General features: G+C 33.8%; 22 protein-coding genes. 7 read left to right on the top strand and 15 right to left on the bottom strand.

What is annotated here, in order from left to right; all coding sequences use genetic code 11:
* Window positions 1-163: 163 nt before the first annotated feature.
* Both ABID42_RS16050 and carB read right to left on the bottom strand, forming a co-directional pair.
* Window positions 164-2911, bottom strand: coding sequence for a CHAT domain-containing protein (locus ABID42_RS16050; RefSeq protein ID WP_367284522.1), 2748 nt, complete (start codon window positions 2909-2911; stop codon window positions 164-166).
* Window positions 2912-3152: 241 nt separating this feature from the next.
* Entirely contained in the window at window positions 3153-5993 is a 2841-nt protein-coding gene (carB, locus tag ABID42_RS16045) for a carbamoyl-phosphate synthase large subunit (RefSeq protein WP_367284521.1), read from the bottom strand.
* A 440-nt stretch (window positions 5994-6433) separates the two neighbouring features.
* Here carB and ABID42_RS16040 point away from each other — a divergent pair, with 440 nt between their 5' ends.
* Together ABID42_RS16040 and gcvP are read left to right on the top strand one after the other, a co-directional pair.
* Window positions 6434-7510: a DUF5694 domain-containing protein gene (locus tag ABID42_RS16040; protein ID WP_367284520.1), complete on the top strand. Its 1077-nt coding sequence runs from the start codon at window positions 6434-6436 to the stop codon at window positions 7508-7510.
* A gap of 277 nt (window positions 7511-7787) precedes the next feature.
* The gene (gcvP, locus tag ABID42_RS16035; protein WP_367284519.1) at window positions 7788-10676 is read left to right on the top strand and encodes an aminomethyl-transferring glycine dehydrogenase; all 2889 of its coding nucleotides are present in this window, start codon (window positions 7788-7790) and stop codon (window positions 10674-10676) included.
* A 76-nt stretch (window positions 10677-10752) separates the two neighbouring features.
* Here the strand turns inward: gcvP and ABID42_RS16030 are convergent, their stop codons facing one another.
* The gene (locus ABID42_RS16030; RefSeq protein WP_367284518.1) at window positions 10753-12540 is read right to left on the bottom strand and encodes a T9SS type B sorting domain-containing protein; all 1788 of its coding nucleotides are present in this window, start codon (window positions 12538-12540) and stop codon (window positions 10753-10755) included.
* Between the two features lie 261 nt (window positions 12541-12801).
* Here ABID42_RS16030 and ABID42_RS16025 point away from each other — a divergent pair, with 261 nt between their 5' ends.
* Complete coding sequence (locus ABID42_RS16025) at window positions 12802-13050, top strand: DUF1456 family protein (RefSeq protein ID WP_184130422.1); 249 nt, start codon at window positions 12802-12804, stop codon at window positions 13048-13050.
* 11 nt (window positions 13051-13061) lie between these two features.
* Here the strand turns inward: ABID42_RS16025 and rlmF are convergent, their stop codons facing one another.
* The 6 genes from rlmF to ABID42_RS15995 all read right to left on the bottom strand — a co-directional run bounded on the left by rlmF (window position 13062) and on the right by ABID42_RS15995 (window position 18477).
* Window positions 13062-14024, bottom strand: coding sequence for a 23S rRNA (adenine(1618)-N(6))-methyltransferase RlmF (rlmF, locus tag ABID42_RS16020; RefSeq protein ID WP_367284517.1), 963 nt, complete (start codon window positions 14022-14024; stop codon window positions 13062-13064).
* 109 nt (window positions 14025-14133) lie between these two features.
* Complete coding sequence (locus ABID42_RS16015; protein ID WP_323256113.1) at window positions 14134-15378, bottom strand: MFS transporter; 1245 nt, start codon at window positions 15376-15378, stop codon at window positions 14134-14136.
* A gap of 51 nt (window positions 15379-15429) precedes the next feature.
* The gene (locus ABID42_RS16010) at window positions 15430-16278 is read right to left on the bottom strand and encodes an MOSC domain-containing protein (RefSeq protein WP_367284516.1); all 849 of its coding nucleotides are present in this window, start codon (window positions 16276-16278) and stop codon (window positions 15430-15432) included.
* A gap of 115 nt (window positions 16279-16393) precedes the next feature.
* A complete protein-coding gene (locus ABID42_RS16005) occupies window positions 16394-17269 on the bottom strand; it encodes a TraB/GumN family protein (RefSeq protein WP_367284515.1) in 876 nt (291 codons plus the stop codon).
* A gap of 64 nt (window positions 17270-17333) precedes the next feature.
* Window positions 17334-17936, bottom strand: coding sequence for a hypothetical protein (locus ABID42_RS16000; protein ID WP_367284514.1), 603 nt, complete (start codon window positions 17934-17936; stop codon window positions 17334-17336).
* Between the two features lie 40 nt (window positions 17937-17976).
* Window positions 17977-18477: an RNA polymerase sigma factor gene (locus ABID42_RS15995; protein ID WP_367284513.1), complete on the bottom strand. Its 501-nt coding sequence runs from the start codon at window positions 18475-18477 to the stop codon at window positions 17977-17979.
* A 187-nt stretch (window positions 18478-18664) separates the two neighbouring features.
* Here ABID42_RS15995 and ABID42_RS15990 point away from each other — a divergent pair, with 187 nt between their 5' ends.
* A complete protein-coding gene (locus ABID42_RS15990; RefSeq protein WP_367284512.1) occupies window positions 18665-18967 on the top strand; it encodes a DUF4160 domain-containing protein in 303 nt (100 codons plus the stop codon).
* Window positions 18964-19215: a DUF2442 domain-containing protein gene (locus ABID42_RS15985; protein ID WP_367284511.1), complete on the top strand. Its 252-nt coding sequence runs from the start codon at window positions 18964-18966 to the stop codon at window positions 19213-19215. Before ABID42_RS15990 ends, ABID42_RS15985 begins: the two co-directional genes overlap by 4 nt.
* 77 nt (window positions 19216-19292) lie before the next feature.
* On the opposite strand, the gene tilS is transcribed toward ABID42_RS15985, so the two are convergent.
* Window positions 19293-20621 carry a tRNA lysidine(34) synthetase TilS gene (tilS, locus tag ABID42_RS15980; RefSeq protein ID WP_367284510.1) on the bottom strand — a complete coding sequence of 443 codons (1329 nt, stop codon included), beginning with the start codon at window positions 20619-20621 and terminating at the stop codon, window positions 19293-19295.
* 35 nt (window positions 20622-20656) lie between these two features.
* Between tilS and ABID42_RS15975 the strand changes: the two genes are divergently transcribed.
* A complete protein-coding gene (locus ABID42_RS15975; protein ID WP_367284509.1) occupies window positions 20657-22387 on the top strand; it encodes an OstA-like protein in 1731 nt (576 codons plus the stop codon).
* A gap of 286 nt (window positions 22388-22673) precedes the next feature.
* Complete coding sequence (locus ABID42_RS15970) at window positions 22674-23177, top strand: T9SS type A sorting domain-containing protein (protein WP_367284508.1); 504 nt, start codon at window positions 22674-22676, stop codon at window positions 23175-23177.
* A 32-nt stretch (window positions 23178-23209) separates the two neighbouring features.
* On the opposite strand, the gene coaE is transcribed toward ABID42_RS15970, so the two are convergent.
* The 5 genes from coaE to ABID42_RS15945 all read right to left on the bottom strand — a co-directional run bounded on the left by coaE (window position 23210) and on the right by ABID42_RS15945 (window position 25701).
* Entirely contained in the window at window positions 23210-23833 is a 624-nt protein-coding gene (gene coaE, locus ABID42_RS15965) for a dephospho-CoA kinase (protein WP_367284507.1), read from the bottom strand.
* Window positions 23833-24507 carry a YbbR-like domain-containing protein gene (locus ABID42_RS15960; RefSeq protein ID WP_323256136.1) on the bottom strand — a complete coding sequence of 225 codons (675 nt, stop codon included), beginning with the start codon at window positions 24505-24507 and terminating at the stop codon, window positions 23833-23835. Before ABID42_RS15960 ends, coaE begins: the two co-directional genes overlap by 1 nt.
* A gap of 75 nt (window positions 24508-24582) precedes the next feature.
* Entirely contained in the window at window positions 24583-24897 is a 315-nt protein-coding gene (gene yajC / locus ABID42_RS15955; protein ID WP_367284506.1) for a preprotein translocase subunit YajC, read from the bottom strand.
* A gap of 35 nt (window positions 24898-24932) precedes the next feature.
* Window positions 24933-25373, bottom strand: coding sequence for a DUF1573 domain-containing protein (locus tag ABID42_RS15950; protein WP_367284505.1), 441 nt, complete (start codon window positions 25371-25373; stop codon window positions 24933-24935).
* A 28-nt stretch (window positions 25374-25401) separates the two neighbouring features.
* Window positions 25402-25701, bottom strand: coding sequence for a YtxH domain-containing protein (locus ABID42_RS15945; protein WP_184130374.1), 300 nt, complete (start codon window positions 25699-25701; stop codon window positions 25402-25404).
* Window positions 25702-25748 lie beyond the last annotated feature (47 nt).

The following is a 25748-nucleotide window of genomic DNA, read 5'->3' as shown; positions in this document are numbered from 1 at the left end:
ATTTCGAACTATAGACAAGTACAGGAAAGCAAAGGGTTGCATGAAGTAAAAATAATTTAAAATAGTAGGAATTACTTAAGTGATAATGATGATTTTTAAATCTTAAACGATGAATTTAACAACTGATATACAGTAGTTTAATTCATACAATTTTACTTAGGTTTTACGCCGAATGTTTAGCTTTTTTCCAAATGAAAAAAGCTAACATCACGACTAAAATGCCTGCAACAAAATACCATAAAAGATTAGTACTACTCAAGGCAGAAGCATCACCGACAAGTACTGCACCAGCCCAAAAAGTAGGCAATTGGTTTTCGCCTGCTTGGCTTTGTAGAAAGGCTATTTTAGCTTTTTGAAGTGCTAAATCTTTCGACAAACCTTCAGATAAATATTGATAAAACAGTTCGTTTAAAGCATAAGTCGCTTTGTTTTCAACACTCCAAAGTGTGGTTAAAGTAGCAGGAATGCCCAAAGTAGCAAAACCTCTGGATAAACTTAAAATGCCTTCGCCAGTGGCGTTTCTTCCAACGGCAGTTTTACAGGCAGATAATACCAAAAGTTGGGTTTTGTATCGACTTAATGCACCTAATTCTGATAATTTCAACACAGAATCAGCAAAGTAAACCATTGGTTCTTGGTCGCTGTCGTCTGCTTGTGCATGTGTATATAAATGCACAATTTGATAATTATGCGCATTTTCAAAGAACGTTTGCTTGTTAGCAGCTTGATTTACAAAGGTTTTCCCAAATGAAAAGTAATCTGCTACTTTCGTCAAAGATTTATCAGAATCTGTCAATTCTGTTTGATTCAAGCCTTTTTGATAAGTAACTGGTGCCATTCCAAAGAATTTCTTCGTCCAAGAAAAACTTTCATTACTGACATTTTTCAATAAAAATTGTACTGAATAAGTATAACTCAAAGCATAATCTTTCAATAAATATTCCGCTCTTTTAGCAGATTTACTCATGGCTTCAAAAGGTAAAAAATAGCCATCTTGGGCAATGATTACTCTGCCTTTTGGCACACCCAATTTAGCAAAAAGTTGTTGATACAATTGATTACCCACTTTCAAAAAACCTAAAAAATCTTGATTGGCTTGCTGATTATCAGCACAATATTTCAGGAAACTTTTTGAATTTTCTTCATAATTTACAAGTGATATTTTTTGTAAAAATGCTTGATTATGCAATATTTTCATGGCGTAAATTGCCTCATTTCCAACAAAATACTCTACCAAGCTAATCTCTCCATTTTTCGTTTCAGATGGTCTTTTTAAGTATTTTTTTACATCTTCCAAAGATGCAGTTGTGGTATCGTACTTGTATTGATAGTAAGTCGGATTTTTCAGCTCTAAGCTTTTAATAAAGGCTGTTTGCTCCTCTTTTGCTTCCAATAATTCATTTTCTAGTTTAGTTAGCTTTGTTCCTTTAATATTTTGTCCAGCTAATTTTGCATTAAATTCTGCTATTTTTTGTTGCAAAGATTTCTCTTTCAGTAAATCTTCAGGAGAAAGTTGTTGCTTGGCACTTAATTCATTCAGGCGGTCATTCAATAAAACTGCTTTACTTTTCTCGAAAAAATAAAATGCTTTTTCATAATTTTTCAAGAGATAACACGTTTCAATTGCTTGCTCATAAAGATGATGCGTTTTGTTTCTCCAATACAATTTTGATTCCGTTCCCGAATGTTCAAAACGCATTAAATCCACCAATTGGTCAGCAAGAATATATGTTTTTAGGGCATTTCTAAGATAATCTTTTCTTTGTGTAGCCTTGTGATATTCAAGCCAAGTATCCGCTTTATCTTGCAATGTCGTTAAAAAATAAGATTTAAAATCGGCTGCTTGTAGCGATTTTACAGAAGGAATCTCAGTTAAATTCTTAGATTTAAAACCAATTGGCGCTACTTCTAAAGCTTTTTGATAATATTCAAAAGCTTTGGGATAATCCTTTTTCTTCCAATAAACAGCCGCAATATCATCATAGATAATTACTTTCATGTAAGCATTATCCATCGTTTGCAAGGCCATCAAATAGTTTTGTAAAGCTTGGTCATAGTCTTGCAAATACTGATAATAAGTAAAACCAATGTCCAAGAAATTCAAAGAGTAGCTATAGGTATTGTCCCTAAGCTTATATAATTGTTGGCTTTTACGATAAGACGATATGGCATCTTTGTATCGTTTTTGAGCCGTAAATAATTGCCCTGCCCAGTAATAAGCATAAGGTAAATAGCCTAATGGGTCATTTTTTTCTAAGAGTAAAATTACTTCTTTCAAATTATCACTAGCCTTTTCAGTTTGCGACATCATCGTGAGTGTTTTTACTTTTTCAATCAAACTAAAGGCTAATCCTTCATCATTTTTGGTTTGTTTAGCAAAATTGATTCCTAAATCTACACTACTAATGGCTTTTTCAAAATCGCCCATTTTGCTGAAAATATTGGCTTTTTGAGCATAAGCTCTTGATAAATATGCCGTTTTTTTAAGGTTCGTTTTGCCGATGTCGATAGATTTATCAAGATTATCTAAAGCAATTTGATAATGCCCAAGCTGATTCTCGTACCTCCCTAAATAAAAATAATTGGTTTCCAAGTAAAAACGATTGATGTCCGATTTGGTAAGGCTATTCACGACAATTGCCTTTTTTGTATAAGCTATGGCATTTTCAAATTCGTTCTCTTTTGCATAAAAAGTAGCAATTTGCTGTAAAATTGAACTATAAACAGAATCTTTTCCAAAGCATTTTTCACTGCTTGATAACAAAATAAGTAAGCGTTTTTTTTGTTGTGCTGGCTCTAGTTTTGAGATTTTTTGTAGCGTATTGAGCGTTTCATTTTTGGAAGGACAAGTCGCCTTCGAAAGGAAAGGGAAGAATAAAATAATAAAAAATAAAGTAATTTTTCTGAGCACCAAAGTAATTTTTTTAGGTTAGGATTATAATGGGAGTTTTAAATTAATACTTTATGCTAAGAAATTAATGGTTTCAAAAAACTAAATTTTATCATTTCACCACTTCAAAAAAAGAAACCTCAGCCAAATAAAATTCGACTGAGGCTTCTATTTATTAAATGCCTGATAAGCGAAAAATAAGCAACTTTAATGAAGTATTATTTCAAGAAAGCTATTTAATCCAATCTTTCGACATAATTACTTATTTCGATAAGTATAAATTACGTTCGCCATAAACTTTGCGGAAGAATTCGTCCTTCAATGAATCAATAAAGTAAATTGCTTCACCTGTTGATTTCATTTCTGGTCCTAATTCCATATTTACATTCGGGAATTTATTGAATGAGAATACTGGAATTTTGATAGCATAACCTTTCTTCACAGGGTTGAAAGTAAAGTCTTTTACCTTCGCTCCTAACATTACTTTCGTAGCATAATTTACGTAAGGTTCTTGGTAAGCCTTACAAATAAACGGTACTGTACGAGAAGCACGTGGGTTGGCTTCGATGATATACACAACTTCGTCTTTGATAGCAAATTGGATATTTAATAAACCAACTGTACGAAGTGCCACTGCAATCTTTTTAGTATGTTCTTCGATTTGACGAATAACATTTGGAGATAAATCGAATGGAGGAAGTACCGAGTGTGAATCACCAGAGTGAATACCCGCTGGCTCGATATGCTCCATGATTCCGATGATATATACATCTTCTCCATCACAAATAGCATCTGCTTCTGCTTCGATAGCATTTTCTAAGAAATGGTCAAGTAAGATTTTATTACCTGGAATATCTCTTAAAATATCAACAACGTGTTGTTCCAATTCTTGTTCGTTAATCACGATTTTCATTGATTGTCCACCCAATACATAAGAAGGACGAACTAACAATGGATAACCTAATTTACGACCTAGTTCTACAGCATTGTCTGCATCTTCGCACACACCGAATTTAGGGAAAGGAATTTCATTTTCTTGCAATAAAGCCGAGAATGCACCTCTATCTTCAGCTAAATCAAGGGCTTCAAATGAAGTACCGATGATTTTGATACCGTGTTTAGTAAGTTTCTCCGCCAATTTCAAGGCAGTTTGTCCACCTAATTGTACGATTACTCCTTCTGGTTTTTCGTGCTGAATGATATCGTACACGTGTTCCCAGAATACTGGTTCGAAGTATAATTTATCAGCAATATCAAAGTCCGTTGAAACCGTTTCAGGGTTCGAGTTAATCATGATGGCTTCATAACCTGCTTCTTTAGCAGCCAAGATTCCGTGAACACACGAGTAATCGAATTCAATACCTTGTCCGATACGGTTCGGTCCCGAACCTAAAACCACTACTTTTTTCTTATCTGTTTTTACAGATTCGTTATCCAGCGTAGCTGAACCTTGCGAGAAAGTAGAGTAGAAATAAGGCGTTTTTGCTTCAAACTCAGCTGCACAAGTATCTACACATTTGTAAACACGTTTGATACCAAGACTATTTCTCTTTTCATATACTTCAGATTCTAAGCAACGTAAAGAGTAAGCAATTTGGCGGTCTGCAAAACCTTTATGTTTCGCTTCTTCTAGCAATTCTTTCGGAACTGAGCCTAAAGTGTATTTCTCTAAAGTATTTTCGATTCTTACTAAATCTTCAATTTGGTACAAGAACCACTTGTCGATTTTTGTAGTTTGTTGAATCGTTTTGAAAGAAATACCCATTTTAAAGGCATCATAAATATGGAATAAACGATTCCAAGATGGATTTGCCAAAGAGTGCATGATGGCATCTTGGTTAACCAATCCTTTACCGTCAGCTCCTAAACCATTTCTTTTGATTTCTAATGATTGACAAGCCTTTTGAAGTGCTTCTTGGAAGTTGCGACCGATACCCATTGTTTCACCAACAGATTTCATTTGCAAGCCCAAAGTTTTATCAGCACCTTTGAATTTATCAAAATTCCAACGTGGTACTTTTACTACAACGTAGTCGAGCGCTGGTTCGAAGTATGCCGAAGTAGTACCTGTAATCGCATTCGTTAATTCATCCAAGTTATAGCCAATTGCCATTTTCGCAGCAATTTTCGCAATTGGATAACCCGTTGCTTTAGAAGCCAAAGCAGATGAACGAGATACACGTGGGTTGATTTCGATAGCGATGATATCGTCATTTTCTGGATTTAAAGAGAACTGAACGTTACATCCACCCGCAAACTGACCAATCGCATTCATCATTTTAATTGCCATGTCACGCATTCTCTGATAGATTGTATCAGGTAAAGTCATGGCAGGGGCAACTGTGATTGAGTCTCCAGTGTGAATACCCATTGGGTCGAAGTTCTCAATCGAACAAATGATAATTACGTTCCCTAAATTATCACGTAATAATTCTAATTCGTATTCTTTCCAACCCATGATAGATTGCTCTACCAATACTTCGTGTGTTGGCGAAGCGTGCAAACCTTTGTTTAAGGCTGCATCAAAATCTTTTGGACTGTGTACAAAACCTCCACCAGTTCCACCCAAAGTAAATGATGGGCGAATTACCAATGGAAAACCTGTTTCTTGTGCAATCTCTTTACCTTCCAAAAACGAGCGAGCGGTACGTCCTTTACAAACGCCTACACCAATTTCAATCATTTTCAAACGAAACTTCTCACGGTCTTCAGTCGTTTCGATTGCTTTAATATCAACACCAATAATACGAACACCGTATTTTTCCCAAATGCCCGAAGCATCACAATCAATCGCTAAATTCAAGGCTGTTTGTCCACCCATTGTTGGTAAAACAGCATCAATTGGAGCACCTTCTGCTTGATGTTTTTCTAAGATTTCAATGATTGAATTCTTATCAAGTGGTTTTAGATAGACATAATCCGCATTAAGTGGATCTGTCATAATCGTAGCGGGATTGGAGTTAATTAAAGCAACTTTGATACCTTCTTCTCGGAGTGAACGAGCTGCCTGCGAACCTGAGTAGTCGAACTCGCAAGCCTGACCGATGATAATTGGACCTGAACCGATAATCAAAACGGACTTGATGGATGAATCTTTTGGCACTTTTTGTATTAGTTTTTGAGTTGGATAGTTTTAACTATGTTATTCCTAAGATATTTACTTCCCAATGTTCTATAACTAGAACAATATCCAAGAATTAAATAAATTAAAACCACTGATTTTGGAAAGCTTTGTGGTAATTTTTGAAGTGATACTTAACAAGGAGGCTGAAATAATGGATAAAATCAACGAAACTTCGCTAACGTATCCCCAAAAATTGTACAAAGGTAATAGAAACCAACGAAAGTAAAAGGCGTAGATTTTATTTTATGGATTTATTAAATTTATTCTTCTCTTAATTACATTTTCTCAAAAAGATACTTCTGTCATCTTCTCATTCAAATACTTCAAAAACTTATATTATATACTTAAAATATGATATTAAACTACAAAGGTTTATCTTTGTACACATGCCCAGCATTTTAATAAACATATTTTTTCAAATGAAAATCACATTTTTACTTTTTATAAATTTTTTATTAGCTTTTAATTTCAATAGCCTTTCACAAAAAAAAATCGAAATACTTTTAATTGGCACTTCACACAATTATGAGCTTAATGTCACTAACGATTTTGATTATGTAAAAGATGCTGTTAGAAATTTCAAGCCAGATATTTTTTGTACAGAATATCTTTCTAAAGAGAACGAACCTCAATCTGTCATTGAAGCCTATTATGGAGAACGCATGACTCAAAGAAGAGACCTTTTACTAGCCAAAAAGCAAGTAGAAGAAAAGGATATTGCTGAAATCATTAAAAGAAGTTATAAAACACTAAAAACTAAACCTGATTCTCAACAAGCAAGAATGGATTTAGCTCATGCGCTATACTTGAGTGAAGATTTAGGAAATGCACATTTTCAGATTTACCAATTGATGAAAGCAGATTTAGGTAAAGAAGAAAATGAATACTTGAGTAAGGTGTTTGATGTTAAAGATTCACTCATCAGATATACTTGTCGTAAAAACAATGAATATACAAATCTTGTATTTCCTTTAGCCGTTGAAATGAATATACAAAAGCTATATGGTTTCGATTGTCAACGTTATGATGCTCTTTGGAATTTAGCTTCTGATAAATCAGATAGCCTATATACTGCATTCGAAGAAAAACTAAGGTCAGATACTAACGATTTGAACAATAAAAAGTCGTTGAAAACCATAGATACTTTTATGAAAGAGTATTTGGCAAGCCAAAAAAGACTGAGAGCGGCGTATCGAGAAGGCACACAAATTCATTTTTTTAATACCAAAGAGTTTGATGATTTAGCTGAATGGGGCGATTTTTTGCGTGAAGATATTTATCAATTAGAAGGTTTTCCTTTAGAAGCATATCAAGAAAAAAGAAAATATTGGCAATTGCGCAATGAACAAATGGTACAAAATACCCTAAAAATTGCCAAACAGAACAAAGCTAAAAAAATTGTAGTTTTTGTAGGAGCATCACACAGACGACTACTTTCACAAATGTTTGAGCGTAATCCTAATGTAAGCGTCCAGACAATTGACCAAGTTAATTAAACTTCTTTCATTCCATTTTCATTAAATAAGGCTTCTGTTCAACACGGAAGCCTTATTTTGTATAATTCCAAGATTATCTATATCATTATTAATTTAAAATATTATTGAAAACTTTTTTTGATAACAGCCTGTTTTTCAAATAATTCAATATCTACTATTTAAGCGAATTCATTCGTTTATTTTAGAGGAAGCTCACATTTTATCTTTCGTGTTTACAATAATTTATCATTAAATTTGCAGCATATTTAAAGCAAATAAGAATATTTTTCCTTCCAAAATGAAAATAAACTTTCAGTATCAAGAAAAATTCGAGAATCGCCACAACAATTCAAATGTTGCCGACCGTGAGGAAATGCTAAACATTATTGGGGTAGATTCTATCGAAACACTCATCAATCAAACTGTTCCTGCTGCCATTCATTTACCCCGTCCATTGAATCTTCCAAAGGCAAAATCTGAAGCCAAATTTTTGAAAGATTTCAAGAAACTGTCTCAATTGAACGACACTTACAAATCCCACATCGGGATGGGTTATTACGATACCAATACTCCTGCTGTTATTTTAAGAAACATTCTTGAAAACCCAGCATGGTACACCGCTTACACGCCTTATCAGGCAGAAATTGCCCAAGGTCGTTTAGAAATGTTGTTGAATTACCAAACCATGATTATTGATTTAACTGGAATGGAAATTGCCAACGCTTCTTTATTAGACGAAGGTACTGCTGCCGCAGAAGCAATGACGATGCTTCACGGGCAAAGAAAAGCTGGAAAGAAAAATGCAGAAACAATCTTCGTTTCTGAACACTGCCATCCACAAACGATTGATGTACTTAAAACAAGAGCGCTGCCTTTAGGTATTCAAGTATTGATTGGCGACCACCGCAAAGTTGATTTGACCCAAGAAGATATTTATGCTTTAGTATTGCAATATCCTGCTTCTGACGGGCAAATTTTTGATTATACCGACCTCATAGCTTCAGCACACGAATTAGGAATTAATGTAGTTGTTGCTTCAGATTTACTAGCACTTACTTTATTGAAATCGCCGGGTGAAATGGGCGCTGACGTAGTAGTTGGTACTTCACAAAGATTTGGCGTTCCGATGGGCTTTGGTGGACCACACGCTGCTTTCTTTGCTACGAAAGACGAATTCAAACGTCAAATTCCGGGACGTATCATTGGTGTTTCTGTGGATGCTGAAGGAAATCGTGCTTTAAGAATGGCTTTACAAACACGTGAACAACACATTCGTCGTGAAAAAGCTACTTCAAACATTTGTACAGCACAAGTATTGTTATCAGTAATGGCTTCGGCTTATGCTATTTATCATGGACCAGAAGGTTTAAAAGCAATTGCTGAAAGAGTACATGGTTTAACAAATCTTACCGCTTTAGCACTTGAAAAATTAGGTTATGATATTGAAACGGATTCATACTTCGATACAATTAAAGTAAGAGTAGGCGATAATGAAAAACGTTTGAAAATGGAAGCTGTTGCCAATGGCGTAAACTTCCGTTATTATGAAGATTACAATTACATCGGAATTTCTTTAGACGAAACTTGTACGGTTGAAGACGTAGAAACGATTGTATATATTTTCGAAAAAATCGGAAGAAGAGAAGTAGAAGTCTCTACTTTGTTCGACCAAGTAGATTATGCTTTTGACGAATCGTTGAAACGTACTTCTTCTTATTTAACACATCCTGTTTTCAATAGTTATCATTCAGAACACGAAATGCTTCGTTATTTAAAAGCATTAGAAAACAAAGATTTATCAATGGTACATTCCATGATTGCTTTGGGTTCTTGTACGATGAAATTGAATGCAACGACTGAGATGATTCCAGTTACTTGGGCTGAGTTTGGTAATATTCATCCATTCGCTCCGAAAAACCAAGTAAATGGCTATACACAAATGATTAATGAGTTAAACGATTGGCTTTGTGAAATTACAGGTTTCTCGGCAATGTCGTTCCAACCAAATTCTGGCGCACAAGGCGAGTACGCAGGTTTGATGGTAATTCGTGCTTATCATGAATCTCGTGGTGATGCTCATAGAAATATTGCTTTAATTCCTTCATCTGCACATGGTACAAATCCAGCTTCAGCAGTAATGGCAGGCATGAAAGTAGTTGTTACGAAATGTGATGAAAATGGAAATATTGACCTTGCTGATTTAAGAGCTAAAGCTGAATTACACGCTGAAAACCTTTCATGTTTGATGGTTACTTATCCTTCAACACATGGTGTTTTTGAAGAATCTATCAAAGAAATTTGTGCGATGATTCACGAATTCGGCGGACAAGTATATATGGACGGTGCAAACATGAATGCACAAGTAGGTTTAACTTCACCAGCAACAATTGGTGCTGATGTTTGTCACTTAAATCTTCATAAAACATTCTGTATTCCTCACGGCGGTGGTGGTCCTGGAATGGGACCAATCGGTGTAGCAAAGCAATTAGTTCCTTTCTTGCCAAGCCATGCGGTTGTAAAAGATAGTGGTGGAGATTTAGGTATTTCTGCGGTTTCTTCAGCTCAATTTGGTTCTGCTTCTATCCTTACCATTCCTTATGCTTATATTGCTATGATGGGTGGAGATGGTTTGACTCGTGCTACTGAAACAGCCATTTTAAATGCCAATTATGTAAAAGCTCGTTTAGAAGGTTATTATCCTGTACTTTATACAGGTTCGGAAGGACGTTGTGCACATGAAATGATTTTGGATTGTCGTCCGTTCAAATTATCAGCTGGTGTTGAAGCCGAAGATATTGCCAAACGTCTGATGGATTATGGCTTCCACGCTCCTACGCTTTCTTTCCCTGTAGCTGGAACGTTGATGATTGAACCAACTGAATCTGAATCAAAAGCAGAATTAGATCGTTTCTGTGATGCCATGATTGCCATTCGTGAAGAAATTCGTGAAGTAGAAAATGGTGATGCAGACAAAGTAAATAATGTTTTGAAACACGCTCCGCATACACAATCTGTAGTTTTATCAGAAGAATGGAACAGACCTTACACTCGTGAGAAAGCTGTTTTTCCACTTCCTTATGTAAAAGCTGCGAAATTCTGGCCAGCCGTTTCAAGGATTGATTCAGCTTTCGGTGACCGTAATTTAGTTTGTAGCTGTGTACCAATTGAAGAATATGCTCAGGCTTAGTACTGATACAAATATACTTTTAACAAAAAAGGGTTTCAGAACAGTTCTGAAACCCTTTTTTGTTAAATCAACCATCTTAACGCATAATCGTCAAAGTACCATTATATTGAAAAATGGGATGATTGGGATATAGATAAATCTTATAAATATAAGTACCTTCTTTAAGCGGGTTACCAGCATTTGTTCCATCAAAGGGCAAATAATTTCCCTTTGAATAAAAGACTATACTTCCCCAACGGTCAAATACTTGTATTTCTGCATCAGGATAATTATTGATGCCAGATAATTCCCACAAATCATTTTGTCCGTCTCCATTAGGTGAAAAAGCCGTTGGCACATATACTTTATCGTAAACATTGATTTTGATTGTATCTTTTGATTCACAACCTCTATCATTCGTCACAGAAAGAATGTATTCACTCGTTTGCATTGGCGAAGCTAAAGGATTTGCAATATTAGGATTATCCAAATCATTACTTGGCGACCATCTATAAGTATAATCGTTTCCGATATAACCTTTCAGTGTAACAGCATTACCTTTTCCTAAAAAAATATCATTCCCTAAATCTATTTTCGGATAAGGTGAAATATATACTTCTTGACTACTTTCTCCATTCAAACAAGTTAAAACGCCGTTTACTTTATAATTAATAACATGCTTTCCAAAGCTTAATTTTTTATAATCAAAAACGGTAGCAGGTAAATTATCAATAGTAAAAATTCCTCCAGATGGCGCTCCATTCAAAGTAATGGGCGAATAATTTGTTCCACAAACAGAAGCCACAGCATCCATTGAAGTTGCACTCGCAGTAAAAAATTTAATTCTTACTGGAGCAGAAGTATTGCTACAATTTTCAGCATCTGTTACTTTTAATGAATAATCTCCCGTTGCACTTACTGTCAAATCCTTCATGGTGTTTATAGAACTACCATTCAAAAACCACTCATAAGCAGCAAAGCCTGTCGTTCCTGATAATAGTACAGATTCTCCATTACACAAGTCTGTTCTATTTAAACTATTATTGATTATAGCTTTAGGCTCTGAAATTTTAATGTTTATTTTTTCAACAATTTCAGGACAAGTACCACTATTTCTTACAGCATATTCTATTTCATGGTCGCCCACTCCTGCTACTGAAGGGCTGAAAGTGCCCAGAACTTTATCCGTAACTCCTACTCCTCTGTACTCTCCTCCAGCTGGCGAGCCTTGAAGATTTAAAGGACTAGCATTAACATCACAAATGGTTGGTACTGTATTTAATTGAACAACCAGTGAGGAAAAATAGCTTAAAGTATAAGGAGTGGATACTGTAGTACAACTATTTTGGTCTGTAACGGAGAGTTTATAAGTACCAGCTTTTCTAGCAGTAATACTTAAGCCATTCTCTGGTAAAATGGTATTATTATATTCCCATTTATAAAATACAGTAGGAATTGGATTAGCGTCTAATTTAACATCTTCTCCTTGGCAAATCTGAGTAACATTAGGCGAAGGAGTAATAATAGACGGAGGAGGTGTTAATAAAACCACATTCAATTGTTGAGAATAATATGTAATTCCATTTACGTCTTCAACCCTAAGTCTGTAAGGTAATGCTTCATTATGGCTTAATGAAGGTCCACTTACACCTGATACTGCCACACCTGACCAACCACTTGGTCGAAGTATTTCCCAATAATATTTTATATAATTAGCATTAGGGGCGATAAAAACTCTTATCTGACCTCCAGGGCAAAGTCCAGCACCATCTTTTTGTAATACAAAGGCATCCATAATCTGAGCTTTCATTTGTGTAGAAAGCCCCAATGTAAGTATAATACCAATAAAATAAGCCCTAAAAGTCTTTTGAAGAGTATGAAACACTATTGCTGATGATTTGGGTAAATTTTTCTTCAATCACAAAGTTGATTAATCTGTAAAAAAAACGAGAATGACAGACAATTATTATCGAAACTTAATTCCTACAAGATTGAAAATTAAGCAATTAAATTGATTTTATTCTATTCTAGGAATTCATTCACAAAATTAACTCCCATTTAGAAGCAAAGCAATTGAAAAATCAGGAGAAGGAGGTAACTTTGTTGAATAGAACAAATCTTCTGAAATCATTTACGCAATTATTCCATGTCTAACAACGATATATTAAAAAAACTACGAGTAGCACTTCAACTAAGAGATGATCAAATTGTAGAAATTCTCAGTTTGGTCGATTTTAAGGTTTCAAAAGCTGAAATTGGTGCTTTGTTTCGTAATGAAGACCATCCAAATTTCAAACCATGTGGTGACCAAATCCTTAGAAATTTTTTAAATGGCTTAGTGATTCACCTTAGAGGACCTAAAGAAGACAAGAAACCTTCTCCAATCAATAAATAAGCTTTCAGGTTTTATTTTGACCAACGATTTGTTCGCCAATTTTCTTGCTGATTTTTCGACAAAAAAGTCCAAGCAAGTATTCTGCTTACTTTTTGCCCCTGAGCCATATCAATGGTTTTTACTTCTAAAGCTTTTACTTTTTTCAGTAAAGAATAGGCTCTGGGCAAAGTGGTTTTCTTTGAGATGAGTGAAGTAAACCAAAAACACTGATTAGCAAAGGTTGTGCTTTCTTCAATCATGTTCGATACAAAAGCTTCTTCTCCGCCTTCACACCAAAGTTCATTGTTTTGTCCACCAAAGTTCAGCGTATTTTTATTACTCTTTCCTAAATTTTTCCATTTACGTTCTGTTCCAGCTTTTGCTTCTGCCATTGAGGCATGGAAAGGTGGATTACACAAAGTCAAATCAAAGTACTCCTCAGACTGGATGATTCCTTTAAAAATATTTTTGGAAGATGCTTGCCATCTACAAGCCACATTATTTATCAAAGATTCATTTCCTTCCACAATTGCTTGCGCCGAGATAATTGCTTTTTTATCAATATCTGCTCCTGTAAATTGCCAAGCATATTCATGATTTCCGATGATAGGATACACACAATTTGCTCCAACGCCAATATCTAATACGCTTACAGAATTTCCTTTTGGAATATTTCCATTATTAGAAGACGCCAATAAATCTGCTAAATAATGAATATAATCTGCTCGCCCCGGAATGGGTGGACAAAGGTAATTGGCTGGAATATCCCAATTATCAATTCCATAAAAATGTTTCAAAAGTGCCTTATTAAGTACTTTTACGGCAATAGGATTGGCAAAATCTATACTTTCAATATCGTATTGATTCCTAAAAACATAGTTTGCTAATGCTGGTAAACTAGTAATCAATCCTTTAAAATCATATCTAAAACGATGCGGATTTCGAGGATGCAAGCTTGATTTCTCAACAGTATTTTTTTCTAACTCTTTTGACAATTTTTTCTGGTGATTGGTGATTAGCAAATAGTGATTGGATGTGCTTGCCTAAATATAAAAGTAACATGCTGTTACCTATTACCTAATGAATAGATGTCATTATTTGCTACTAAAGCTTTAAATTAAATAATTCTTTCGAGCGAATCCAGACTACTGTAACGATAATTAAAGTCATAGCACCACCAAAAACTACAGAAGGAACAGTTCCCATCAATTTGGCTAAAAGTCCAGATTCAAAAGCTCCTAGCTCATTAGAAGAACTCACAAAAATCCCGTTTACAGCTGATACTCTTCCTCGCATTTCATCTGGTGTAAAGAATCGTAAAACTGTTTGGCGAATAATTACACTTACACTATCAAATACTCCAGTAAAAAATAACGCAACAACCGACAACCAAATATTTGTTGAAAGAGCAAAAACTAAAGTAGCGATACCAAAACCAGCAATTGATAATAATAAGTTTCTCCAAGCTTTTCCTAATGGTGGAATGTAAACCATTATAATCATACACAATACTGCACCAATTGAAGGAGCAGCTCTTAAAATGCCTAAACCTTCTGCACCAACATGCAAAACATCTTCAGAATACACTGGTAACAAAGCAATTACTCCACCAAAAAGTACTGAAAACAAATCTAGTGAAATGGCATAAAGAATAATTTTTGTTTTAAAAACAAATTCAATGCCTTCACGAAGTGAGAAAAAGATGTTTACTTTTTGCTCATTTTGTTGAGGAATTGGCGGAGCAGTAATCATCGAAATAAGTATCATTACCACGACTAAAACACCAACTACACACCATAAAGCATGCGTAAGTCCTAAATAAGCATATAAAAAGCCCGCAAAACCAGGTCCTAAAATAGCACCAGCTTGCCACAATGAACTTTGCCAAGTAGCAGCATTGGCAAATACTTCGCTTGGAATTAAAAAGGGATTCAATGAACTTGAAGCTGGACTATAAAAACCTTTTGAAAAGCCTATTAACATCACTACGCCATAAATCACCGTCAACATATTCGATTGTTCCAGACCAGTTGCTGGGTCTGTTGCCCAAATCAATATCACAGAGCATATCGTAATAATCGCCAAACTTATTTGCATGATGGTTTTCTTATTTCTTCTATCGGCAAAATGTCCGCCAAACAATGCTAGAGAAATATAAGGCAAAGCTTCTGCTAAACCTATTAAACCAAGTGCGAGTGGGTCGTGAGTGATTTTATAAATAGAATATCCAAGTATTACTTCTTGAATCAATAATGCCATTGTAATAAAACTATTGGCAAAAATGAAGGCTACAAATTCGGGATATTTAAGGGCTTCGTAAGGAGATTGTTTCTGTGATAAATCTGTCATATTATTAAGGTTGTACTCTTTTACTTAATTCTATAAAAACTAAGGAGTAATCTATGAAACTTCAATTTCAAATTGAGGTAATTTTTTAGTACTAATTACATTGATGGCATCGCCAATTTGAATACTTTCAAGAACGGTCACTAATAAGTTTTGTCCAAACAATACTCTTTTTCCTGCTTTTCTATAAGTCGAAAGCGTCAATAAAGGGTCTTTCCCTGTTTTCTCACCAGACTCTTGGTCTATCGTAGTCATGATACACCTAGAACAAGGTTTTACTCCCCAAAAAGTAGCTTTCCCAATTTGAACTTCGTACCAATTTTCTTCTTCATAAGCTTCGCCTCCTTTGAAAACTAAATTTGGGCGAAAACGATTCATTTTTACACGCTCTTTTAAACGATTATTCAAATCATCTAAAGAAGATTGCCCGATAACCAAGAAAGGATAAGCATCCGAAAAAGAAGTAATTTCATCGCCACTTATTGCATAATTCTTATCAACTTCTCTCCTACTATTTTCAGGCATATAGACTAATCTTACAGACATTTCCAACGCTTTTGAAAACCATTCATTGGCTTCGTTACTTACTTCAATGGCGTCATCGATTGTATCGTCCCAAACCTTTACACTAACTTTTTTATGATAATTTGTTGGAGTAAGGCTTATTTTTAAGGTTTCTGAGTTGTTTTTCCGATGCGTAATTGTAAGATTTGCTGCATCGATGGCAGTTTGAAAAAGTGCTAATTGAGGATATTGTCTTTGCGTGAGGAAGTGTCCATTTTCATCTACCAAAAGCCATCTGCGGTCATTTTCTAATCCTCTTTCAGTAACTTTTGCTTTTTGAAGACTAATTCCAGCTAGTGATTTTACAGGATAAATCCAGATTTCAGAGAGTTGAAGCATAATATTTTTAGTTTCCCCAAAAGTACAAAAACCTGTGGAATTTGAAGATTCTCACAGGTTTTTGTTTTCGAAAAAGATAGTAATCAATATATTTAGAGTACTGAATATTTGCTATCTATTTCACAGCTTTTACCGTATAACCTTGTTTTTTAAGTAAAGCAATTACTCCTTTTTCACCGCCTAAATGTCCTGCTCCTACCCCAAAAAAAGTAGGTTTTTCTTTCATGATTGTAGCCATTCTTGGAATCCAATTACGGTTTCTATTTTCTAGTAAATCTTTTTCAAAAGCTGCATCGGCTGTTGAAGAACTGGTCATATCTTTCAACAAAGCTTCGATGTCTTGCTTTTTATAATCTTTAATCAATGTTTTCAATTCACTTTTTCCCAAACTCCAATTATCAACCATTTTAACCAACATCAAATCCGCTTGCTTTTCCATTCCCATATTATCCAAAGCATCAAATTGTTCTTTTACTAATTCTAAGCCTTTTACTTCCTTTTTCTGTTCTTGAGCCATCTTTACAAAAACCTCTTCATAGCTTTGCATCGGGCAGCCCAACATACTTGGTATCGTCATCGAACTTAAAATAAAGGGCTTCATACTATCCATAAAAGCGATATTTGTTTTCAATGAATCTTTAAAAAACTTGGCTACTTTTTTATAATCAGGCTCCGACATAATCGTTTTCAGCGTCTTGCCATCGGGCATCATCATGTATTTTTGCATTTCAGTCATCATCGAAGGATCGTCCATATCAATCTCTAAATAGATTTGTTGAGATGCCGAAAACTTACTTTTAACAACTTCTGGAAGGAAAAAATCATCTTTACAAATGGCATGAATTGTACCAAACACATAAGAAGGTTGTGAAAGTCCATTTCCTGAAATTTCATATAATAACGATTTTTCATCTTTTTGTCCGTAAATCTTACCGAAGTACAAAAAGCTAAAAACTAAAGAAATCATAAAAAATTTAATAGGATTTGCCATTTTTTGAAGAATGTTAAAGGTTTTGTTTCTTGCTAAAATTAATCTATTTTCAGATTTTCCTGTTTTAATCAGCCGTTTCTGCTAATTCAGTCAAACAGTTTTTTAATTTATCCAAATGCTGTCCATATACTTTTCGGATATAAAACTTAACCCAAAAGTAGCCTAAAGGTGAAATAATTATGGTATTGATGAGTAAAAACTTTAGCGATAATGTTTCTCCGTTGAGTTCTAAACCTACAATTAAGCCATAAAACATCATCGGAAAAAGTAAGATATAATTGATAATCATGTAGATACGAATGAATTTCGAAAATTGCTTTACAGTAATTTTCAATGACGTAATTAAATCTAATCTTGTTTCAAATGCTTGAAGCGAACGATATTCTACCCAAAAAATAACTAAAGTAACCACCGTCGTAAAAATCAATATTGAACATATATACTTATGAAAAACAGCAACATTCGTGAAGAAAATGAAGTACAAGAATACAGGCAAAAACAAAATGCTAACTAAAATTTCTAGCGTTAAATTTCTTTTCAATTTTGCAATCGTAGCATTTGATTTTCCCTTCATCATTGCCAAAAACTCATCATTGCCAATTACTTGAGAAGAAATACTTTCAAGGGATGTTTGTTGCCAAATATTTTTTAATTCGTCTAATTCCATCTTTTGTATTTAGAATATTAATCTTAAAATAAATGTGAAACTACTTGGCATTTGCCATCAAAGTCCTTAGTTTTTCTCGGATTCTAGTCATTTTTACTCTTACATTATTTTGGCTAATCCCGATAATCTCTGCAATTTCTTCATTACTTTTCTCTTCAAAATATAACATCATGATGGCTTTTTCTACCTCTGAAAGTTGGTCGATGGCTTGATACAATACTTTTAATTTTTCTTCAAAACTATAGTCGTACTGATTATCAGAAATATTTGCAAAAGTCTCCGACAATTCAACACGAATCGGTTTTCTACTTTCTTTTCTAAAATCAGAAATGGCTACATTCAATGCTATTTGATAAATCCAAGTTGAAACCTTTGCTTCTTGTCTAAATTTTGGAAAGGCTTTCCAGAGTTGAATCACGATTTCTTGAAACAAATCTTTGCGGTCATCTGGGTCACGACGATACATCCCGCACACTTTATGCACGATGCCTTGATGAATTTTGATGAGTTCAACAAATTGATTTTCTATGATTTGGTTCAACGCAAACGAGGTTTTACAATAGTTAGTCGGATGAGTATCGGTGTAATTACAAAAAAAGGAGATTATTTTTAAAATTATATTCTTACTAAAAGTGTTTTTAACGATTAAAAATCAATCACTTTTATTAATTTTAAAAGAAAAACACGCTCTACGTAACAAATGTTTTCAACTACATAATTTCAATGATATGCCTAAAATTTTAGAATATTTTGGATTTGTTTTCTACTTCTATTCGAACGAACATTTACCAATACATGTTCATGTATCGTACAATGAATATGAAAGTGTTTTTGAACTGTTTTTTGATGATGGAAATCTAATTTCAATTGAGCATAGGAAAGTTGCTGGTATTGAACCTTTACCTGAAAAGCAAAGGAAAGAAGCATTGAAAGTTGTAGAAACCTATTCATCTTACATAACAAATGCTTGGATGGATTATTTCGTACTCAATAAAAAAACAAAAAGTAAAAAAATCACAAAAAAAGTATGAGCATTAGTGTAATTAAAGCCGAATACATAAACGGACTTGTACTGAATATTACTTTCTCAGACAACACACAAAAGGAAGTGGATTTTAAACCTTTTTTAAGTGCTAAAGAACATGCAATTTTTAAGTTTTATAGAAAAATCAAAAACTTCAAACAGTTTAGTATCGAAAATGGAAAATTAGTCTGGGGAGAGGACTGGGATCTGATTTTTCCAACTGTTCAACTTTATGAAGGAAAGATTTCAAATTAGATAAATTTTCTTTGTCAAACTTTTAGATTCGACAAAGAAAATCATTATTCATCCACCTTTACAAATTCAAACTTCAATTACTTCACTTCCATCAAGCAAATTTTAGCCGTTTTATCTGTTACTTTAAATCTATCGTCAATTCTAAAACCAATTACCCAAACGATAGAACCGTTTGATGTCAGTAAGTAAACTTCTTTCTTTAGGTTTAAAGGCACTTTTTGGTCAATTAAAAAATCACTGATGAGTTTTTTCTTGTTCATTCCTAGCGGACAAAACCAATCGCCTTCTTTCCATTTTCTTAATTGAAGTGGAAAACGAATTTTATCGGCATCCAAACAAGCTAACTTCTTGGCAGTTGGCACAACGAATCCTTCTTCTATTTCGGTAAATTCTCCGATGTTCAACATTCTATCACCAAACTCTACGACTACATTATTTTTTTCAATCGTTTTACTTGTAAAAGCTTGTAGGTTTTTAGCTGTAATCACCAATTCAGTGCGGTCTTTCACCAAAGTATGCGTAGGCGTCAAGAAAGTTTTACCCGATTCTTTATCGAAAGCTTCAAAAATATCCTGACTTTGCTGATAACTAAAATTATAAGGTTTCAACAATTCTGCCAGTTTAATCACAGGTTGTGAAAGCGTTTGAATCGCTTTATAATTCACATAAATCGCTTGTGAATCCGACCAAGTAATTTGTTTTCTCAGCATTTCCATTTCTTGTTCAAAAATATCTTCAACTGCTGTAATTCTTTCTACAGTTTGTTGAATGGTATTTTCAAGATTTGGATTGATTTGTTTCAATAATGGAACAACTTCATTCCTAATCAAATTACGTTGATATTTATTCGATTCATTGGAAGAATCTTCTCGCCAAATAATCTGATTTTCAACTACATAATCAAAAATACTTTCTTTTTCAGCAAATAAAACTGGTCGAATAATATGTCCATTTTTCACTCTAATACCATGCAAACCAGCTATACCAGTTCCTTTAGTCAAATTGAGCAATACTGTTTCTAATACATCATTTTGATGATGTGCCGTAGCAATATAATCGAATTGATGCTGTGTTCTTATTTTTTCAAACCATTCGTATCTTAAAATACGAGCAGCCATTTGCGTAGAAATCTTTTCGTTTTCTGCAAAGTCCGCCGTTTGGAAAGTCGTTACATAGAATGGAACTTTGTATTTAATAGACAGTTTTTTAACAAACATTTCATCTTCATTTGACTCTTCTCCACGAAGTCCAAAATTGCAATGAGCAATCGCAAAATCAAGTTTTGCTTTACTGAAAAGGTCGCACATCACGACAGAATCCATACCACCACTTACCGCTAAAAGTACTTTTTGAGACGGTTGAATAAGATTTTGTTTGTTAATAAACGTTAAAAACTCGTTGAGCATGATTTTATTTGGCTAATTTTGCAAGCACAAGATTTATGAAATATTCCACAAAAATACATCAAATAAACGCAATTCAAGAATCAACGAAGGCATTTGAAATAGGCAAATCTATTTCAAAGGTTTTATCGTATGTTTTTTTGAGTTTAATCATGTTAAGCTTTACTTTTTTTTCTGCAAAAGCTCAAACGCCAACTGGCAATCCAAGTAAAGTAGAAATCATGAAAGCGGATAGTTTAATTGGTCAAAATCAACCATTTATGCAAATGAAAAAACTCATTGGCAATGTTGGTTTACGCCAAGGTACAACTTTACTTTATTGCAACTTGGCGATTTTGAACGAGACAACTAATATTTTGGAAGCCTACGGAAAAGTAAAAATCATTCAAGCAGATACTGTTACCATTACTGGAGATACCGCTTATTATTTCGGAAACGAAAGAAAAGCAATTATCAACGGACACGTAAAATTGGATGATAGAACGATTGTACTTTCTACCAATAAACTTGACTATGATTTGAATACCAGTATTGCTTACTATAATACTGGAGGAAAAATTATTGACAAAAAGAGTACATTAACCAGTAAAGAAGGCTATTACAATACTGTTACTAAACTTTTTGATTTTAAAAAGGATGTTCACGTTCTTGATAAAGAAGGAAGTTTAACGGCGGATTCTTTGCGTTATAGTACTTTATCGAAAGAAGCTTTTTTTATTGCTCCTACTTTGGTCGTTAATAAAAAAGATACGACTTATGCTAATCCGGGTAGCCAATACAACACGGTGACCAAAATTTCTAATTTAAAAGGTCGGTCAACAGTAAAAACAGAAGACTATACCATGACTGCCGATACGATGATTTATGACCCGCCAACCGAAATTGGTATTGCGATTGGAAATATTCATTTTATCTCTAAAAAAGACAAAGCAATTCTAACAGGCGACCGTGGCAGATATTCTAAGAAAACAGGTGTTACCAGAGTATTTGGGCATGCTTTGTTAAAGAATGTTTTAGAAAATGATACGCTTTTTCTAACAGCAGACACTTTGGTTTCTATAGATAATAAAGAGACCAAAACTAAAAAGCTTTACGCTTACAAAAGAGTATTAATTTATAAAAGTGATTTTTCAGGAAAATGTGATTCGCTGAGTTATAACGTTTCGGATTCAACGATTTACTTCTATCAAAAACCTGTTCTTTGGAATTTAAAAAATCAATCAGAAGCAGATTCTATTAATATTTTACTCAAGAATAATAAAATCAGTGTGATGAATATGAAAGGGAAGTCTTTCGTAATTGCTACTGATACTTTAACCAATTACAACCAAATAAAAGGACGTAAAATGGTTGTAAGGTTCACTAATGATTCAAAAATTGAAAGAGTAAATGTTGAAGGAAATGGAGAAAGTATTTATTATGCCGTAGATGAAAAAAATACGCTAACTGGCATGAATAGAGTACAATGTGGAAAAATGAATATGAATTTTGCCAAAAACAAAATCTCTAGAATTTCTTTTTTAGCCAAACCAGACGGCAAATTCATTCCGCCAAAAGAATTAAGAGAAGAAGATAAAGAATTGGATGGTTTTAGATGGAGAGTTACAGAAATACCCACTAAAGAAAGTATTTTAGCAAGAATAACTCTTCCAAAAATAGTAATGCCAAAGGCAATTGTAAAAGACTCAGTTGAAGTAAAAAAAGTAGAAAAGAAAATTATTAATTCACCGAATAATAAAATAAAGAAAAAATCGTTGCCAAAACTTTGAAAATTGAACATTTTTAATATATTTTTGTTATATAAATAAAAAAGTCAAAAACAAAAGCAACCTTTCATCCGATTTTACAGTCTTTGGTAATATAAAGAATTAAAAATCTTCCTCGATTGACTAATGTTGTTTGCATAAATAATTGATAAATGAAATGAAACCTATACTTTCAAATATAAAATCTTGGTTAATTTACGGATGCTTGATATCATCGATATCATCATTCGCACAAACTGCCGAGAATCGCTACAAAAGTCGCTTAGACGTTAAGCCTAAGCAAAAGACTATGAGCCAGATTACAACTTCTTCTTTCAAAAAGAAAGCTTTTACATATTTTCAGCCTTCACAATTAACACTTGATAGAAATATAAATTATCAGCGTTCTGCTGCAATTAGTCAGTACTTTACTAATTCTTTGATGGTACAAACACCAAAAAATTATACGACTAAAACAGAAACACCAATAGCCGTAGCAGAAAGTAGAGCAGAAGAATCGTTTAGTTCAGAAGATAAATTATTCGATAACGATAAAATTTCAGTTTCAAATATTTACCCAAATCCTGCTGATGATGCAGCTTGGATTAAGTACAATATTTCATCACAAGTAAACGAAGTAAAGATTACTTTTTACAATGTACTTGGTAGTGAAATTAAAGAAGAAATTCTCGACAAAGACGCTAACATAAAGTCTATTTCAACCAAAGATTGGGGAAATGGTATTTATTTATATCAACTTTCGGCTGATGGACGCTCTTTAGTAACCAAGAAATTATTGGTTAGGCACCAGTGAATAGATGCTAAAAACTAACAAAAAAAGGCAATTCATTTATCTGAATTGCCTTTTTTTATGCAAGAATCTTTATCCAGGATTCGATTATATAAATCAAGTACTTGTTCAATCAGTGAGGTTTTCTCATCATTCTGAATGATAAAATCTGCTATTTTTAATCGTTCTTCTTCTGGTAATTGTCTAGCAATAATTGCCTCAATTTCTTCCAAAGAACGCTTATCTCTTTCTTTTACTCGTTGAATTCTTAATGCCAATGGACAAGTTACCACAATAACTTTATCAAAAACATTTCCATTGCCAGCGGCTTTCATCAATGCGGCTTCATAAAGTACAAAGGGATAATGCTGATTATTGGCAATCCATTCTCTTGCATCTTGATGAACAGCAGGATGAACTAAAGCATTTAATTGTAGTAGTAAATCTGGTTTGTTGAATACTTCTGAAGCAACCCATTCACGGTGATAATCTCCGTTACTTTTATAGGCATTTTCTCCCAATAATTGAATAATTGAAGCTTTGAGTGACAAATTATTCGAAACAAGCCATTTCGCACGGGTATCGGCTTCGTAAATTGGCACACCCAGTATTGAGAATATCTTGCAGATGATACTTTTCCCTGAACCAATTCCGCCAGTTATACCAATTACTTTTCCCATTATTTTAGTAATTCTTCAACCTCAAAACTAACATTGACTTTCTTCTTACTTACTTTCAGCATATTGTTTTTTGCAAAAGGTAAATTGATTTCTTCGTCATAATTATCTTTAATTTTTTGTCCAGGTACTTTAAGATAAATTGTACTATCCATTGCTTTTAAAATAGATTCTGGACCTTCAATCATTACCGTTCTAGGGCTAAGATTTATCACACTTGAAACAACGTAATGGTCTTTCAATGGAATATGTAAACTATCAACTTTCACAAGAAAGTCTTTCTTGATTTTGCGTTCAAACTCTAATTCAAAACGGTCTGCTACTACATAATTTACCGTCACATCTTGAATATACTCCTGAATTGAATCTGTGAGCATTCCTGTGTTTAAAAATTTAGTTTTTAAAGGCTTGGCAATTTCGTACTGAATGGGAGTTTTGTACAGGGCAAGAGATTTACGTAATAAATCCCAACCGTTACCAGAAACATTAACAGAAATTTTTTCAGGAAGTGGCTGAGTCGGAATGTAAAGTGAGTCGTCGTAAGTAATACGAATAGGAAATGATATTTTTTGCGAATAACCTTCTTTGTTCAAGGCATTCATGATCCAAAAGATGATAGCAGCAAAAAGGCTCACTATTACAGCTTTGTAATCAGTTTTTGTAGGAGCGGGTTTCATCTGAAGAAATTTACAAATTAACGATGAGTACTTTTCTTATAAAATACTCATCGTTAATTAGGGGAATGACAAACTTTATTCGCCAATTTGTGCAGAAGAGTCTTTAGAAATAGCTGTTTTCAAAAACACCATTCTTACTCCTTTGCTTGAATCTACTTCTAATACAACTGTTTTTTCTCTTACAGAAGTAACAGTTCCATGCAAACCACCAATTGTTACTACTTTATCGCCAGTTTTTAACGAATCAACATAAGCTTGTTGATCTTTTTGCTTTTTTTGTTGTGGACGAATCATGAAAAAATACATGACTACGAACATTCCACCAATTAATAAAAGAGAAGATGCACCACCTCCACCAAACGCTCCTTGTAATAAAATACTGTTGAACATATCTATTTTTTTTGATTAAATATTTTTTGGTTTTTCTACTTCTTCTTCAATACTTCAATTTTAAAAGAAAAAGTATTTTCAGCCGGATTAGTATTCGCAAGAGCAGTTACTGTTTTGCTTAGTTTACCTTCTTTGCCTTTACTATCAAATTTTACTTTGATAAAACCTTGCTCACCCGGCTCAACTGGTGTAGTAGAATACGATGGCGTAGTACAACCACAAGAAGCATTCACATTACTTAAAACCAAAGGCATATTGCCAGTATTTCTAAATTTATAAATGTGAACGATGGTATCGCCTTCTGTAATTACCCCTAAATCTACCGACTGTGAGTCTGCCTGCATAACAGGAAATTTATCACTTGTTGGTTGAAATGCAGCTGCAGATTCTGCTACTGATTGACTATCACTTTTTTGTTTATTTTGACAAGCAAAAAAAACACTGATTCCTAATGCAAAGATGATTACTTTTTTCATGTGATGAATATTCGAATAGAATTCAAAATTAGGCTTTAGCTTTAATCTGGCTCATCATGCTTTCTACATCTTCCAACAAACGTTCTGCTTTTTCACGTGCTTCGTTTACTACTTTTTTGCCTTCAGATTTTGCCATTGTTTCAGGTATTTCTTTACCATCAATCAAATCTGAAATTAAACCTTGTAATTGGTCACGATACTTTTGAAGTTGATAAAACAGTTTGTTACGGGTATTTTCACCTTTATCGGGTGCATATAAAATTCCTAAAGCAGCACCAACAGCAGCGCCTGTCATGAATGCCCAAAATGTTTTTGATGATTTACTCATGGTATTGTAAGTTATCGGTTAAAAATCAAATTTATAGAATAAGTACA

Source organism: Arcicella rosea (assembly GCF_040543805.1).
GTDB classification, from domain to species: Bacteria; Bacteroidota; Bacteroidia; order Cytophagales; family Spirosomataceae; genus Arcicella; species Arcicella rosea.
Note: the sequence above shows the minus strand (reverse complement) of the source record. Positions and strands in the feature narration are given on the sequence as shown.

Coding starts and splice junctions, on each gene's coding strand:
- ABID42_RS16040 (WP_367284520.1), top strand. CDS start 6,434: ATGAAAATCACATTTTTACTTTTTATAAATTTTTTATTAGCTTTTAAT.
- gcvP (WP_367284519.1), top strand. CDS start 7,788: ATGAAAATAAACTTTCAGTATCAAGAAAAATTCGAGAATCGCCACAAC.
- ABID42_RS16025 (WP_184130422.1), top strand. CDS start 12,802: ATGTCTAACAACGATATATTAAAAAAACTACGAGTAGCACTTCAACTA.
- ABID42_RS16015 (WP_323256113.1), bottom strand. CDS start 15,378: ATGACAGATTTATCACAGAAACAATCTCCTTACGAAGCCCTTAAATAT.
- ABID42_RS16010 (WP_367284516.1), bottom strand. CDS start 16,278: ATGCTTCAACTCTCTGAAATCTGGATTTATCCTGTAAAATCACTAGCT.
- ABID42_RS16005 (WP_367284515.1), bottom strand. CDS start 17,269: ATGGCAAATCCTATTAAATTTTTTATGATTTCTTTAGTTTTTAGCTTT.
- ABID42_RS16000 (WP_367284514.1), bottom strand. CDS start 17,936: ATGGAATTAGACGAATTAAAAAATATTTGGCAACAAACATCCCTTGAA.
- ABID42_RS15990 (WP_367284512.1), top strand. CDS start 18,665: ATGCCTAAAATTTTAGAATATTTTGGATTTGTTTTCTACTTCTATTCG.
- ABID42_RS15985 (WP_367284511.1), top strand. CDS start 18,964: ATGAGCATTAGTGTAATTAAAGCCGAATACATAAACGGACTTGTACTG.
- tilS (WP_367284510.1), bottom strand. CDS start 20,621: ATGCTCAACGAGTTTTTAACGTTTATTAACAAACAAAATCTTATTCAA.
- ABID42_RS15975 (WP_367284509.1), top strand. CDS start 20,657: ATGAAATATTCCACAAAAATACATCAAATAAACGCAATTCAAGAATCA.
- ABID42_RS15970 (WP_367284508.1), top strand. CDS start 22,674: ATGAGCCAGATTACAACTTCTTCTTTCAAAAAGAAAGCTTTTACATAT.
- coaE (WP_367284507.1), bottom strand. CDS start 23,833: ATGGGAAAAGTAATTGGTATAACTGGCGGAATTGGTTCAGGGAAAAGT.
- ABID42_RS15960 (WP_323256136.1), bottom strand. CDS start 24,507: ATGAAACCCGCTCCTACAAAAACTGATTACAAAGCTGTAATAGTGAGC.
- yajC (WP_367284506.1), bottom strand. CDS start 24,897: ATGTTCAACAGTATTTTATTACAAGGAGCGTTTGGTGGAGGTGGTGCA.
- ABID42_RS15950 (WP_367284505.1), bottom strand. CDS start 25,373: ATGAAAAAAGTAATCATCTTTGCATTAGGAATCAGTGTTTTTTTTGCT.
- ABID42_RS15945 (WP_184130374.1), bottom strand. CDS start 25,701: ATGAGTAAATCATCAAAAACATTTTGGGCATTCATGACAGGCGCTGCT.